This window comes from Thalassospira sp. ABD4_177, from assembly GCF_056160125.1.
In genome coordinates, this window is sequence record NZ_JBSWWO010000003.1 from 305,739 (window position 1) to 320,453 (window position 14,715).

11 protein-coding genes are annotated in these 14,715 nt (G+C 54.8%); 5 read left to right on the forward strand and 6 right to left on the reverse strand.

The genetic code is table 11. The annotated features are described in order from the left end of the window. Nucleotides 1-305: 305 nt before the first annotated feature. Nucleotides 306-2,441, forward strand: a complete 2,136-nt coding sequence (gene uvrB, locus ACXAF0_RS17415) for an excinuclease ABC subunit UvrB (protein WP_475347096.1) — start codon at nt 306-308, stop codon at nt 2,439-2,441. Nucleotides 2,442-2,512: 71 nt separating this feature from the next. On the opposite strand, the gene msrP is transcribed toward uvrB, so the two are convergent. Then, nucleotides 2,513-3,481, reverse strand: a complete 969-nt coding sequence (gene msrP / locus ACXAF0_RS17420; RefSeq protein WP_475347097.1) for a protein-methionine-sulfoxide reductase catalytic subunit MsrP — start codon at nt 3,479-3,481, stop codon at nt 2,513-2,515. 84 nt (nt 3,482-3,565) lie between these two features. On the opposite strand from msrP, the gene ACXAF0_RS17425 reads away from it, so the two are divergent. Continuing rightward, nucleotides 3,566-4,990 carry an amidase gene (locus tag ACXAF0_RS17425; protein ID WP_475347098.1) on the forward strand — a complete coding sequence of 475 codons (1,425 nt, stop codon included), beginning with the start codon at nt 3,566-3,568 and terminating at the stop codon, nt 4,988-4,990. 75 nt (nt 4,991-5,065) lie between these two features. Here ACXAF0_RS17425 and ACXAF0_RS17430 read toward each other — a convergent pair whose 3' ends face one another. From ACXAF0_RS17430 to trxB, 4 genes are all read right to left on the reverse strand, one after another. Then, nucleotides 5,066-5,536: a Dps family protein gene (locus tag ACXAF0_RS17430; protein ID WP_475347099.1), complete on the reverse strand. Its 471-nt coding sequence runs from the start codon at nt 5,534-5,536 to the stop codon at nt 5,066-5,068. Between the two features lie 863 nt (nt 5,537-6,399). Continuing rightward, the gene (locus ACXAF0_RS17435; protein WP_475347100.1) at nt 6,400-7,791 is read right to left on the reverse strand and encodes an adenylate/guanylate cyclase domain-containing protein; all 1,392 of its coding nucleotides are present in this window, start codon (nt 7,789-7,791) and stop codon (nt 6,400-6,402) included. A gap of 995 nt (nt 7,792-8,786) precedes the next feature. After that, nucleotides 8,787-9,713, reverse strand: a complete 927-nt coding sequence (locus ACXAF0_RS17440; protein WP_475347101.1) for a LysR family transcriptional regulator — start codon at nt 9,711-9,713, stop codon at nt 8,787-8,789. Between the two features lie 312 nt (nt 9,714-10,025). Next, nucleotides 10,026-10,976 (reverse strand): thioredoxin-disulfide reductase, encoded by a 951-nt coding sequence (gene trxB / locus ACXAF0_RS17445; protein WP_475347102.1) that lies wholly within the window; start codon nt 10,974-10,976, stop codon nt 10,026-10,028. 346 nt (nt 10,977-11,322) lie between these two features. Between trxB and ACXAF0_RS17450 the strand changes: the two genes are divergently transcribed. The 3 genes from ACXAF0_RS17450 to ACXAF0_RS17460 all read left to right on the forward strand — a co-directional run bounded on the left by ACXAF0_RS17450 (nt 11,323) and on the right by ACXAF0_RS17460 (nt 14,068). Beyond that, complete coding sequence (locus ACXAF0_RS17450; protein ID WP_167720494.1) at nt 11,323-11,808, forward strand: Lrp/AsnC family transcriptional regulator; 486 nt, start codon at nt 11,323-11,325, stop codon at nt 11,806-11,808. Nucleotides 11,809-12,209: 401 nt separating this feature from the next. Next, complete coding sequence (locus ACXAF0_RS17455; RefSeq protein ID WP_475347103.1) at nt 12,210-12,587, forward strand: hypothetical protein; 378 nt, start codon at nt 12,210-12,212, stop codon at nt 12,585-12,587. A 17-nt stretch (nt 12,588-12,604) separates the two neighbouring features. Continuing rightward, nucleotides 12,605-14,068, forward strand: coding sequence for a methyl-accepting chemotaxis protein (locus tag ACXAF0_RS17460; RefSeq protein WP_475347104.1), 1,464 nt, complete (start codon nt 12,605-12,607; stop codon nt 14,066-14,068). Nucleotides 14,069-14,206: 138 nt separating this feature from the next. Here the strand turns inward: ACXAF0_RS17460 and greA are convergent, their stop codons facing one another. After that, nucleotides 14,207-14,680, reverse strand: a complete 474-nt coding sequence (gene greA / locus ACXAF0_RS17465; protein ID WP_475347105.1) for a transcription elongation factor GreA — start codon at nt 14,678-14,680, stop codon at nt 14,207-14,209. Between the last annotated feature and the right edge of the window lie 35 nt (nt 14,681-14,715).

Here is a 14,715-nt window from a genome sequence, read left to right on the forward strand (position 1 = left end):
CCCTGGAATTTATGAGAGTGAAAAGAATCTCGTTCTTTCGGTTCGGACCCTACGCCTGCCTCAGAAGCAATTCAAGGCTGTTTAGAGCCTTTTGCGGGTTCTTTGGGATGATTTTATCCAATTTTGCGGCCATTCAGAAGTCCGAGCGGAAAGAACTGGATACTTTAACGCAACATTTGCCGTGTTGTTCCCGTTTGCCTTCCTGACGTCTGCTGACATTTCCTGACAGGAACTGTCAGGGGCGGGGCTTGCGATTGGTTGTATCTGACCTATAACTAGGGTTGGAATAAAAAGGGACCTGCCCGATGAATGCGCTGCCGGAATTTCTGACCAAACGACGCCCGCCTGTTGAAGGATCACGGGAATTCAAACTCGTGACCGAATATGAGCCGGCCGGCGACCAGCCCGCTGCGATTGCCGAGCTGATGTCGGGCATCAATGATGATGAGCGTGATCAGGTTCTGCTGGGTGTGACCGGGTCGGGCAAGACCTTTACCATGGCCAATATCATTGCCAATACCCAGCGCCCGGCATTGGTTTTGGCGCCGAACAAGACTTTGGCCGCCCAGCTTTATGCCGAGATGAAGCAGTTCTTCCCGGATAATGCGGTCGAATATTTCGTCTCCTATTACGACTATTATCAGCCGGAAGCCTATATCCCGCGCTCGGACACCTATATCGAGAAAGACAGTTCGATTAACGAGCAGATCGACCGGATGCGCCATGCCGCTACGCGTGCGATTTTGGAGCGCAACGACTGTATCATCGTGGCATCGGTGTCGTGCATTTACGGTATCGGGGCGGTGGAAACCTATCTTGAGATGACTCAGCGCATTTCGGTCGGGGATGAGATTGATCGCAACGACATCATGAAGCGTCTGGTGGAGTTGCAATATACCCGCAATGACGCGGCCTTTTCGCGCGGCACATTCCGGGTGCGCGGTGATGTGCTTGAGATTTTCCCGGCCCACGCCGAAGACCGGGCCTGGCGCGTTTCGATGTTTGGTGACGAGATCGAGGAACTGGCGGAGTTCGACCCGCTGACCGGGCACAAGTTTGCCACCATGGACTCGGTCACGGTCTATGCCAATTCGCACCACGTCACGCCGCGTCCGACGCTGGTGCAGGCGATGGCCGGTATCAAGCAGGAGCTTAAAGACCGACTGGCGCAATTCCAGGCCGAAGGCAAGTTGCTGGCGGCCGAGCGGATCGAGCAGCGCACGACCTTTGATCTCGAAATGATGGAAACCGTCGGGCACTGCAAGGGGATTGAAAACTATTCCCGCTGGCTTTCGGGACGTAGCCCGGGGGAGCCGCCGCCGACCCTGTTTGAATATCTTCCGGAAAACGCATTGCTGTTTGTCGATGAAAGCCACGTGGCGGTGCCGCAGATCGGCGGTATGTTCCGGGGTGACTATAATCGCAAAGCGACACTGGCCGAGCATGGCTTCCGCCTGCCGAGTTGTGTTGATAACCGGCCGCTCAAGTTCGAGGAATGGGAAGCAATGCGCCCGCAAAGCGTGTTTGTTTCGGCAACCCCGGGCAATTGGGAAATGGAACGCACTGGTGGTGTGTTTGCCGAACAGGTCATTCGCCCGACCGGCCTGATTGACCCGGTCTGTATCGTGCGTCCGGTCGAAACCCAGGTCGATGATTTGCTGGGCGAGGCCAAGGAATGTGCGGCCAAGGGCCAGCGTGTTCTGGTCACGACCCTGACCAAGCGCATGGCCGAGGATTTGACCGAATACCTGCATGAGCATGGGATTCGTGTGCGTTATCTGCACTCGGATATTGATACGCTGGAACGGATCGAGATTATCCGTGATTTGCGCCTTGGCGTGTTTGACGTGCTGGTGGGGATTAACCTTCTGCGAGAGGGGCTTGATATCCCGGAATGTGCGCTGGTGGCGATTTTGGATGCTGACAAGGAAGGTTTCCTGCGTTCCAAGACATCGTTGGTTCAGACGATTGGCCGCGCGGCGCGTAACGTTGACGGGCGTGTGTTGCTTTATGCCGACAAGATGACTGACAGCCTTGAATATGCGATTGGCGAAACCAACCGCCGGCGTGAAAAGCAGATGGCCTATAACGAGGAACATGGCATCACGCCCGAAACCGTGCGCTCGCGGATTAATGATGTTCTCGAAAGTGTCGCCGAGCAGGATTACGTCACCGTCGATACCGGTGTTTCGGGCGACATCATGGTGGGGCATAACCTGCGTGCCCATATCGAGGATCTTGAAAAACGCATGCGCGATGCGGCCGGGAACCTTGAGTTCGAGGAAGCGGCACGTTTGCGTGACGAGATCAAGCGGCTTGAGGATCAGGAACTTGGTCTTGCCGAAGCCGGGCCGATGGCACGCGAAATCGGTACTGTCGGACCGGGATCAAAATCGGCCAACAAACCGAAATACAAGGGGCGTCGTCGCAAGGGGGCTTAACGAAAAGCTCAATCACACAAAAAAGGCCGGGTGCAGATTGCCCCGGCTTTTTTGTGTTTGAAGGGATGGCATCACATAAACAGTCGTTCGTTTTCCATGCGCTTGTAGATATCAGCGACATATTCGCCGTAGCCGTTATAGATCCGGGTGGGCACGCTTTCGCCGTTATTGAGCAGGCGTTCATGCGCCTGTGACCAGCGCGGGTGGGGGACTTCGGGGTTTACGTTGGCCCAGAAGCCATATTCATCGGCGTTGATGTCTTCCCAGAAGCTTTTCGGGCGCTTGTCGGTGAAGGTAAAGCGGACGATGGATTTGATGTTTTTAAAGCCGTACTTCCACGGCGTCACCAGACGCAACGGCGCGCCGTTCTGCTTGGGCAGTTCTTCGCCGTAGATGCCGGTGGCGATCATGGTCAGTTCGTTGGTGGCCTCGGCCATCGAAAGCCCTTCGATATAGGGCCATGGATACCAGAACTGGCGCAGGCCGGGCATGGTGTCCTTTTGGCTGGCGGTTTCCATTTCAACATATTTCGCACCCGACAGGGGCTTTGCGAAATCAACCAGCGCCTTCATCGGGAAACCGGACCAGGGTACGGTCATCGCCCAGGCTTCAACGCAGCGGAAGCGATAGACGCGTTCTTCGAGCGGCATCTTGCGCACCAGGTCTTCGAAATCAATTTCAATCGGCTTTTCAACCAGCCCGTCGATCACCACGGTCCAGGGGCGGACGCGCATGGCTTGCGCGGCTTGGGAGATCGATTTGTGCGATCCGAATTCGTAGAAGTTGTTATAGGTCAGCGCCTTGGCCTTTTCGGTCATTTCACGTTCGACCGTATAGGCCGGGTTGCGATCAACCGGATAAAGATCAGCGGTGGTGCCCGACCCTTGCGCCAGTGCGCTGCCAAGCGGGAGGTTCGATGCCGTTGCGCCGATGGATCCGGCCGCGATGCCTTTAAGGAACTGGCGGCGGTTTTTATAGATTGATTCCGGTGTGGCGTCTTTTTCAGGGATTTCCCACCCCTTTTTACCGCGTATCAGCATGGTGTCCTCCGTTGATCCTTGGGCTACTGTCCGTGCAAAAGCCGATTTGGGCAAGTCACGGCTCGGTGATCGTTTGGTGAAACGATGACCCTTTGCGGTTGCTATCACGGTTATACGGGCGAAATTGCCGATCTGATCCTTGATCACACGCATGCGCCATCCTATGACAGTGAAACAGAATGCGCGGGACGGATCGTACGGATTTGTTTTATCGCGACAAACAGCAAATCGGGGTGTCAGATGGGTGCAATGATCGATAAGGCAAAAGCGGCAATCGACAAGGTCAATGAACTTGGCGATCTGAAAGGCAAGATCTTTACCGAGTTTGATGCTGAGCGGATTTTAACCGCCGCCGCAGAGACCGAGAAATATTGCGCGCAAAACCCCGGGGCGCCGCTTGGCGGTATGCTGGTATCGATCAAGGATCTCTATGATGAGGCCGGGGTTCGAACAACCGCCGCATCCAAGCTCCTGAAAGACATCGCACCGGCCAAGGAGGATTGCGAATGTGTGCGCCGGATCAAGGCGGCTGGCGCCATTCCGTTTGGCCGCACGAGTATGAGCGAGTTTGCCTATTCCGGCGTCGGGCTTAATCCGCATTACGGCACGCCGGGCAATGTGTTTGACCCGGAAGGGATCCCTGGTGGGTCGTCATCCGGTGCCGGGGTGAGTGCGGGTCTTGGGCTGGTTGATATTGCGATGGGGACGGATACGGGGGGCTCGATCCGGATTCCATCGGCAATCAATGGTCTTTACGGCTTTAAGCCAAGTCGCCTTTCTGTGCCAAGGACGGGTATTTTGCCGCTGGCAGAAAGCTTTGATACGCCGGGGCCTTTGGCGCGCGATCTTGAGACCGCAATTTCGGTGTTTGAGGTCATCAGTGGGCAAAGCGTCCCGCAGCCAGAGGAAAAAAAGCTTCGGGTCGGGGTGCCGATGAACGCCTTTACCAATGATCTTTCCGATCGCGTAAAGGCCGATTTCGAGATGATTTGCGATACCTTGCGCAAGGCGGGGCATGAGCTGATCGAGATTGATCTTGGATTTATTGCCGATAATGCTCTGGTGACCCGTGATCTGGTGTCGAGTGAGGCAAACGCGATCTATGCCAAGGATTTCGCCGCCCTTGAAACCTGCGGCGATCCATATGTTCTGTCACGCTTGAAGTTTGCCGATGGCCTGAGCAAAGATAATGTCATTGCGGCCTACGCCAAACGCACCGATGTGATTGCCCGTTTCGCGGCGGCACTTGCCGATGTGGATGTCATGATTGCACCGACCCTGGCCCGCATGGCGCCAAAGATTGCCGAGGTTGAAGCGGACATCGAAACCCTGAACCCGCTGATGCTGCGCAATACGGGGATGCTTAATCTGGTTGATGCCTGCGCGCTTTCAATGCCGGTTGATATTCCCGGTGAAAAGGCGCCAGCCGCCCTGATGATTGCGGCACCGCACGGGCAGGACAAGGGCGTCCTGAATGCGGGCCGCCTGATTGACCCACTGTTTGCCTGATTTGGTAGTGTGTGCATAGAAAAACGGCCCGGAGAAATCCGGGCCGTTTTGCGTTGGGACGGGATAAATCGGGGTTTAGCCTTCGAGCAGGGAACGCAGCATCCAGGCGGTTTTTTCATGGACCTGAATGCGGGCGGTCAGAAGGTCTGCAGTGGCGTCATCGTCAGCGCTATCGCACAGGGCATAAAGCGAACGTGCGGTCTTGATCACGGTCTCGTGGCCCGAAACCAGCTGTGCAATCATTTCTTTGGCGGCGGGCACACCTTTTTCTTCCTTGATCGCGGTCAGTTCGCCATAGGCCGAGAAGCTGGCCGGGGCAAACGCTCCCAGCGACCGGATACGCTCGGCGATTTCGTCAACGGCTGTTGCCAGTTCGGTATACTGTTCCTCGAACATGTTGTGCAGGGCATTAAACATCGGGCCCGTCACGTTCCAGTGGAAGCTGTGCGTTTTGAGATACAGGGCGTAGCTGTCAGCGAGAACGCGGCCAAGGCCGTCGGCGATCTCGGTGCGGTTGGATTCATTGATGCCAATATCAATCTGCATGTTTATCTCCTTTCGCCGCTTTAGAAGCAAGCGGGTATGTGTGTTCTCTTTTACATTGAAAAGAGTATGCAAGATATTTTCTAATTACACCAATTGATTGTTTAATTGTTTGCGATAGGGCAATTCTATTACTGAAAGTAGGGATATTCCCGTGGGCCATCGATATGGCTGAATCCGATCATTGGAGTGTGGTGGGCATACGGGCAAAAAAAGAATTTCATAGGTTTTGGGCCGGGTTTTCATTTGGCGGACTCAATGAAATCAATGGGTTGGGTTTCTGGTGCCTTGATTGGAACACAATTCGCCCCGAAATGGCCCAATGTGACCTGTTTTCCCGCCTTGATTTCAGGGCACATTCACAACTGTCAGTCGAGGACGCGGTCAGCAGTCTCTGTCCCCCCTCACGATGCTGGCCCGATTGGTTTCAGGCTGTTCCCCCACCTGAAATACCCCGGCTGACCTGGTCTCCCCAAGACCATGATGACCCCGAATAGATTGGGGCGGGTTTTATCCCGCCCCACTTTTTTGTCCGGATTTCGGGGATGCTTGCCGGGCGGGTGTTCTATGCCGCAATTGCCGCAATTTGCCCCCAAAAGGTCACCAATCACCGATTTTTGAGCCGCATTTCAAAGGCATATTCCTAACTGTCGGATGCGAAAACATCGATGCGGTGCTCTCCCTCACGGCATCGAGGCCCGAAAAAGACGCTTTACCTCCCCCCAAGGCGTCATTGCACCCCACGGGCAAGGCAGCGCATCTGACAGGTCTCCCCAAGACCATCTGTCCCCAAAGCCCGGGCGAGCTTCAAGCTCCCCGGGCTTTTAATTTGTCCGGCGCCAATGATCGAGATGTTGAGGGCGGCGTTATCCGTCGCGAGACACGACTGTGCTGTCTGTCGCCTGATCCGAAACAGGCACGGAATTTTTCATCGGTGAGAGTGAGAATATCTTTGTCGGTTGTTCCCGGCCGCGCACGGTGACATCGCCCTGTTCTTCCCATGCCGGAATGTCATCATGGTTGCCGCAGGCACGCACGGTGTCCTCGGTTGCGAGGATATAGGTGCCGAACTCCTTGTTGAGCGACTCAAGTCGGGAGGCGATGTTGACGTTGTCGCCATGGACCGTGAAGGTCAGGCGACTTTCGGAGCCGACCGCACCGACGACAATCTCGCCGGAATTGATGCCGCAGCGGGTTTTAAGCTGCCCGCCATGGCAATAGATGCGTCGATTGGCGAGGTCCTGAATGGCAAGGGCGGTGCGCACGGCATTGAGCGCATGGTCGCTATCGGGGGTGACGGCGTTAAAGGTGATCAGCATCGCATCACCTTCAAACTGGGTGATCACACCGCCAAAATGCGAAATCACCGCGCTGGTCTCGGTGAAATACTCATTGAGCATGGTGGCCAGTTCTTTTGGCGCGAGCTTCTCAGAGACCGAGGAAAAGCCTTCGATGTCAGTAAACATTACCGTGGCATTGACTGCCTCACCATCGCCCGGACGGATCTGTTGTTCGGCATGGGTGATGCGATCAGCAATTTCAGGCGAGACAAAGCGTGACAGATCACGCGCGGCAATTTCATCGGTCACGGCCCGGATAAAGGATCGCTTGGCGCGCATGACGGCAATCGTCAGAACGGCTGTGACCAGAACGATGGCGATGATCTTGTCGATCTCGGCCCCGATCAGAATCGCGTTCGAGGTCATGTAGGTCACATAATCACGCGTGATCATGCTTTTGCCGCCTTCCGACCAGATGACATAACCGGTCAGGATGATCCAACCCGCCGCCGCCGTGCCGCCGGCAATCAGGATATAGCGCGGATCAAAGCGCAAGCTGCGTAGGGCAATGAAGATGAAGACATAAAGCACGGTCGGCGCTTTGAGATAGAAGCTTGCCGGTTGCATGTACTGGATATGAAAGCTCCAGATCAGGACCATCAAAAGTCCGATATCGGCAATCACCGACAGGGTCAGGAACCAGTCGGTCAGTTTGTTGCGATAGGTCAGCGCCAGACGTTTGAGGGTAAACAGGTAATACAGGCCAAGTGCCCATGGCACCGGATGAATGCCATCCGACATCGCCGTTTTGGGCGAGATGACATAGAGGCTGGCAAAGATTGTCACCAGCAGCAGCTGTACCCAGCCGATGAGCTTTTCGCTTTCATATTGCTGCTTTTCAATCGCGCTTTGCACGCGTTCTGGCAGATGGCTGTTGGCGTTCTTGCCAAACAGGAAGGCACTTAGCGTGCTTTTCATGGTGCCGGTGTCCCGATCATTCAGATGGGTGTCTTTTATGGACACAGTGATGGCACCCATAGTGGAACCACAAGCGTTGCTTGCCAAGTCGCGATGCGATGACGGGTGATCACAGCTGCGTGCGGGAAAACGGTATCGGCAGGGGATAAAGCAAAAAAAAGCCGGGCATCAATGTGCCCGGCAAGTTTATCAGGGAGGCTTCACGTCTGGGAGACGTAGGACCCTTCGCAGGGCCCTGGGTAAGCCGGACAGGGCGTCCGGCTAAAGACCGACATAGTCGGTCAGGGAGAAAACTCTGGACCGCGATGCGACGTTTGCCGCTGCGGTTCGAGAAGGAAGATAGCGTTTTTGACGACAATGACCACTGCCAAATTGCTTTTTCAGCCATGCATTTTCTGCATAAATCTTCAGAGGTGCGAAGTGTCAGTGTAACTAATTGATATTAAAAAGAAATATACTCGGATGCTAAGCCGTTTTCGGACTGGATCACTGTTTGCAGGGTGAATTCATTGTGCGGTAGCACAAAAAAAATGCCGGGCATCAATGTGCCCGGCAAGTTTATCAGGGAGGCTTCACGTCTGGGAGACGTAGGGAATCTAGGGAAGATTCCCGTGCCGGATATCGTTCCGGCGGACGAAACGTCCAAAATCAGAAAGTCGGAGCGCTCACGCTTTGTGCGGCTGCTCACAACTTATGATGTGAATATAGGTGAGCTCTGAGTGGATTGAAAATTGAATAACTACAAATCAACCATGCGCTAAACGCATGACAATAAAATGTCAGCAATTTTAAGACATTATGGCACGGTCACCGTTCCACGCGCTTTGATGTTCATTGCATGATGTGAAAATCGCCCTCTGATGGTTGAAATTTCCGTTTCTCATCACAGGGGGCTATTGGCGAGGGCGAATGCCTGGCAGCAAGCGCGCCCAAACGACAACAGCCCGGCATAGCCGGGCTGTGTGAAAGTCTTTGATAGCCGTGGTTTCTGGCGGCTATTTGTCGGTCGTTGCGCTGGCAGCTGCGGCGGCCTTTGCCTTGACCTTGGTGATTTCCTCGATCAGGAAGTCGCGGAAGACGGCGATCCGCTTGGAATGACGCAGTTCTTCCGGATAGACGAAATAGGCATCAAAGCTTGGCCCTTCGAGTTCCGGCAGGATGCGCACCAGATTGCTGTTGGATGGCAACAGATAATCCGGCAGGGCAGAGATGCCGAGGCCAGACTCGGTCGCACGGAAGATGCCATAGATATTGTTCAGCTTCAGAATCGGACGCATGTCCGGTTTGAACTGCTGGGCGGTTGCCATCATCCAGTTGACGTTGGATACCGGCGGGCGGGCATCCGCACCATAAATAATCAGGCGGTGGTCCTTGAGCTCTTCGGGGGTTTTGGGCATGCCGAACTGCTTGATGTATTCCGGCGATGCAAACACATGATAGCGCAGCGTCATCAACTGGCGCTGGACAAGGTCGGCCTGACGAGGTGGTTGCATGCGGATGGCAACATCGGCCTCGCGCATGGCAAGATCGAGCTCCTCGTCATTGAGCACCAGCGACAGTTCGATTTCCGGATAGCGTTCCAAAAACTCGTTGATACGCGGGGTCAGCCAGGTTGAGCCAAAGGCAACCGTTGTCGTGACCTTGAGCGGGCCACTGGGGCGTTCCTTTGATTCTCGAATGCGCGCCTCGGCCATGGACAGCTTGGCGAAAACATCGTGGGCCGTGCGATAGAGCAGCTCACCCTGTTCGGTCAGGATCAGGCCACGCGCATGACGATGGAAAAGCGGGACTTTCACGCTTTCTTCCAGTGCGCTGATCTGTCGGCTGACGGCCGACTGGCTCAGATTAAGGTTTTCCCCTGCGTGGGTGAAGCTCCCGGCTTCGGCAACAGCGTGAAACACACGCAGCTTGTCCCAGTCCATAGACCTGCTCCTAGATGTCACCAGCGCACGGTCGATGCGCCAGACCCCTGATAATGGTTCTCTTCTTTTATGGCCAATTTGGTTTCCACACTATTAAGTGCGTCACAGGCTTTGACCAAGTGCATGATTATTCAATCAATATGAGGCCTGTGGCGTTTTCTGCAAGAAGACATTTTAAAGCAGTTGGCTAAGCGTGTTGCGATTTTCGATCAATCTGAGGCTGGTAGCGGGATCGCGCCAGGTTGGAGCCATTAAAAAAGGGGATGCCGGAAGCATCCCCTTTTGTCATTCAGATCATCCAAGGCCGGAAGATCAGGCTTCTTGCTCTGCAATGAATTTTTCGGCTTCAAGGGCGGCCATGCAGCCCATTCCGGCCGCTGTGACTGCCTGACGGTAAACCTTGTCGGTGACATCGCCTGCAGCATAAACGCCTTCGACATTGGTCAGGGTCGTGCCCGGCTTGACGAGGATATAGTTCTCGTCATCCATATCGACCTGATCCTTGAAGACGGCGGTTGCCGGGTCATGACCGATGGCAACAAAGAAGCCATCTGCCGGAATGTCGAGGGTTTCGTCGGTTTTGATATTACGGACACGTACGGCTTCAACGCCATCCATCGGACCGTCACCACCGAGAATGTCCTCAACGACACTGTCCCAGACAACGTCGATTTTCTCATGCTTGAGCAGGCGTTCCTGAAGCATCTTTTCTGCACGCAGTTCATCGCGGCGGTGGATCAGGGTCACCTTGGAACAGATACCAGCCAGATAAAGCGCTTCTTCAACGGCGGTGTTGCCGCCACCGACAACCGTGACCGGCTTGTTGCGATAGAAAAAGCCGTCGCAGGTGGCACAAGCCGAAACGCCGCGGCCATTGAATTTCTCTTCGCCCGGAAGACCCAGCCAGCGGGCCTGTGCACCGGTCGAGATGATAACGGTTTCGGCAATATAGGTATCACCGGAGTCGCCTTTGCAGACGAATGGACGTTTGGAGAAATCGACCTCGGTGATCAGATCATGGACCATTTTGGTGCCGACATGCTCGGCCTGGGCCTTCATCTGATCCATCAGCCACGGACCCTGAATGACATCGGCAAAGCCCGGGTAGTTTTCGACATCGGTGGTAATCGTCAGCTGGCCGCCCGGCTGAAGGCCCATGACCATCATGGGTTCAAGGTTGGCGCGCGCAGCATAGATCGCAGCAGTGTATCCGGCAGGGCCGGATCCGATGATGAGGACTTTGGTCTGATGTTCCTGGGCCATGGTCTTTGTAATTGTCCGAGATGAGTAAAAAACTGACGTCGAACATATGTGGAGAGCGCCCAAGACGCAACCGGCAGAGGAAAAGTTTGCACGCGCCAATGCGCGTTTTGGCAAAGAGGGAATTCCACGTTTGCGGCGGGTAGAATTTGTAAATCACCAGCCGGCTTGGCGTGCCCCGCCATACGTGGGCCATGCGACGGTCAAAAACCGGATTTTGCAGCATTTTCAGTTACGGCAACCAAGCACAAGATTGCATTCTTGCCTCGATTATATTATTGCCAGCAACTTGCCTCGCTGTAATATTGTTTCAATCGAGGTAACTTTCGCGCACAGAATCGAGGAATAAATGCAACGGGTCAAACTCGACAAGATCGACCGCAGGATTTTGCGCGATCTGCAGGAAGATGGCCGCATGACCAATGTGGAACTTGCACGCCGTGCAGGTATTTCGGCTCCTCCCTGTTTGCGTCGTGTGCGCGCACTCGAAGAAACCGGATTCATTCAGGGCTATCACGCCGAAGTCGATGCGCAGGCACTTGGCTATAACGTCACCGTGTTTGCGATGGTTGGGCTGGCAAGTCAGGCTGAACATGATCTACGCGCCTTTGAAGCCCGTGCGGCAGAATGGCCAGAAGTACGTGAATGCCACATGGTGGCCGGCGAAATGGACTTCCTGCTTAAGATCGTGTCGCACAGCTGGGACGAATATCAGAAGTTCCTGACCACCGAACTGACCGTTGCCGAGAACGTCAATCACGTCAAATCAGCGCTTTCGATTCGGACGGCGAAGAATATGCCGGGCGTTCCGATCGATATCGACGTCGACGATTGAGCGCGATGCGCCCACAGATCTGCAACATATGAGCTGACATTCCTGATCAAGGCGGAAAAACCGGCGCTTTTTCACGCCGGTTTATTTGTTTTGCGACCCTTGCTAGGACATGAACAAGGCATCATGTCCAAAACCTATCCGTGTTGCGGTCGCATTATGCCCGTTGAACAAGGGAGCCATGCATCATCCTCAAGATGTGATCCAGGCCGGGTTCACACCGTGGAAAGGTACACAGAAACAATAAGTTAAACGGTGTGATGGCGCACGTTTACCGGATGGTGAACACTAAGCGTATGGGTGAAAGTCCTTGTCAGTGACGTGGCAAGGGCATTAAGTAGTAAGTACCTATGCCAATGGTGTATTGTTTATCTCTTAGGATAGTGATTGTCTTGGGATCGTAATTGGAAGCGTTTCAAAAAGAACTTGAACCCGATGTAATTCCAGCTGTCGAGGAAGACGATTGGCGTGGAATCGTGCCGACAATGCTGTTTGCGATTGCCGGTGTAATGTTGCTGGTCGTTCTGTCTTATCGCCCGTCCGACGCGCTGGCGGGTGTGGGAATGGTGTTTCCTTTTGCCATGAGTGAAGAGGAAATCCTTGAGCGGGTCGGGGCTTCCGGTGGTCGCGTCTCGAGATTTGGCGGCTTTGGGCATATGGCGGTCGTTATACGTGACGATGGCGCGGTGCCCGAAGCTGATGATTTCGGCGCTTTGTTTGCCTTGTCGCCGCTTGTCGCATCAGCCTGTTTTGACGCGGACGAAGATATAAAAGCCTTCTGATATTTGGGTGGAAGCCTATGGAAAAGTTACTCGAAATTCGTGCCATTGCGATAAAGGCGCTGTTTGTCATTTTGGTCGTGCATATCGTTCTCAGTGCGATTGCCGGTTATTTTGCAAGCGGTGACGCGCTATCACCGCTTATTGCCAGCGCGGTTTTTGCTGCTATTGCATTTGTTGTCTGCCGGGGGGCGGGACCGCAGGCGCAGATTTCGCGCTTTATTGTGTCCTCTGCCATGATCCTGCAGGTCGCGGTTCTGGTCTATGCCTTCCGCGGGCATGAATGGCAGCTCGACATTCACATGTATTTCTTTGCAGCCTTGGCTGTGCTTGGCGCGCTGGTCTGCTGGAAAACGATTGTGGTTGCCGCTGGCGTTATTGCCCTGCACCACCTGATTCTGAACTTTGCCGTGCCCTATTGGGTGTTCCCGAATGGCGCCGACTTCTTCCGGGTGGTTCTGCATGCGGTGGTCGTGATTGTCGAAGCCGGGGTTCTGATCTGGTCGTGCAAAAGTCTTTACTCGACACTGACCAATGCCGATACCGCACGGGCCGAAGCCGAAGAAGCGGCAAAATCCGCACAGGACCTTCTGGCACAAAACGAGCGACTGCGTGATCAGCGCAAGATCGAACGTGAAAACTTCAAACGTGAACTGGCCGATCAGATCACCTCGATGATTGGTAAGTCTGCCAGTGCGGTGGATGCGGAATCGCTTCAACTGCAAGAACGCGCCCAGCTTCTTGATGATCGCGCACGTACCGGTCGTGAGGCGTCTGTCGGCGCGGTCCACGCGTCCGAGGAAACCTCGCAGAACGTGCAGTCGGCGGCATCCGCCGTTGATGAGATCAATGCATCCGCCGAAGAGATTTCCCGTCAAGTCGTCCGCGCCCGCGAGATCACCGACAATGCGGTTTCGCGGTCCTCGACGGCGAGTGAGCGGATCGAATGGCTGTCAAAAGCAGCCGAGAAGATCGGCGAGGTCGTCAATCTGATTACCGATATTGCGTCCCAAACCAACCTTCTGGCGCTGAACGCAACGATCGAGGCCGCCCGTGCCGGGGAAGCCGGCAAAGGCTTTGCCGTGGTGGCAAACGAGGTGAAAAACCTTGCCAACCAGACCGCGCGTGCAACCGACGAGATTGCCCAGCAGATTTCGGAAATCCAGGCCGCAACGGGCGATTCCGTCTCGGCGGTCAACGGGGTTTCGGAGACCATCGGCGATCTGGTGGAAGTTACCACCACGATTTCCTCGACCATGGACCAGCAGCAGGCCGCATCGCGCGAGATTGCTCAAAGCCTGAATGTCACGGTCGATGCGACCCGTGATCTGTCAGACCTGATCCATCAGCTGTCGGAAATTTCCGATCAGACGGGTCAAACCGCGACCGAGCTTCTGGGCAGTGCCGATCACCTTGGATCAGAAGCAACCGATCTTAACCGCAATGTTGAAGCGGTTCTCGATCAGTTGGCGAAATCCGAGTAAGGCTAACAAGCGTCCCAACCAGCAAAAAAGCCGGGCATTTTGCCCGGCTTTTTTTTGTGTCTGTGTCTCGAATGAAAGTCTGAAACGAAAAAGGCCCGGGAATTTCCCGGGCCCTGATGCTGATCAGTTGTTTCCGGGTCAGGAAAAATCGACCTTCAGAATTTCATAGCTTTTGGTGCCGCCCGGGACGGTGACCTCGACAGAGTCACCGACCGACTTGCCAATCAGAGCACGGCCGATCGGGGATGTGGTCGAGATACGGCCGGCATTGATGTCGGCTTCGATCGGACCAACCACCTGATAGGTGGTTTCCTCTTCGGTGTCTTCGTCAACGAGCTCTACCTTCGCGCCGAATTTGACGACATCGCCGGCCAGTGACGGCACGTCGATGACTTCGGAGCGGCTGAGTACGTCTTCGAGCTCGGCAATACGACCTTCGCAGAAACTTTGGCGTTCGCGTGCGGCATGGTATTCGGCATTTTCCGAAAGATCGCCATGTTCGCGGGCATCCGCGATGGCCTTGATGATTTCAAGACGTTCGACGGACTTGCGATGCTTCAGTTCTTCTTCGAGACGCTGATGCCCCTGGGGGGTCATTGGTACTTTTTCCATCGCGCTCACAGCCTATTCTTATTAGCGGTCGATAC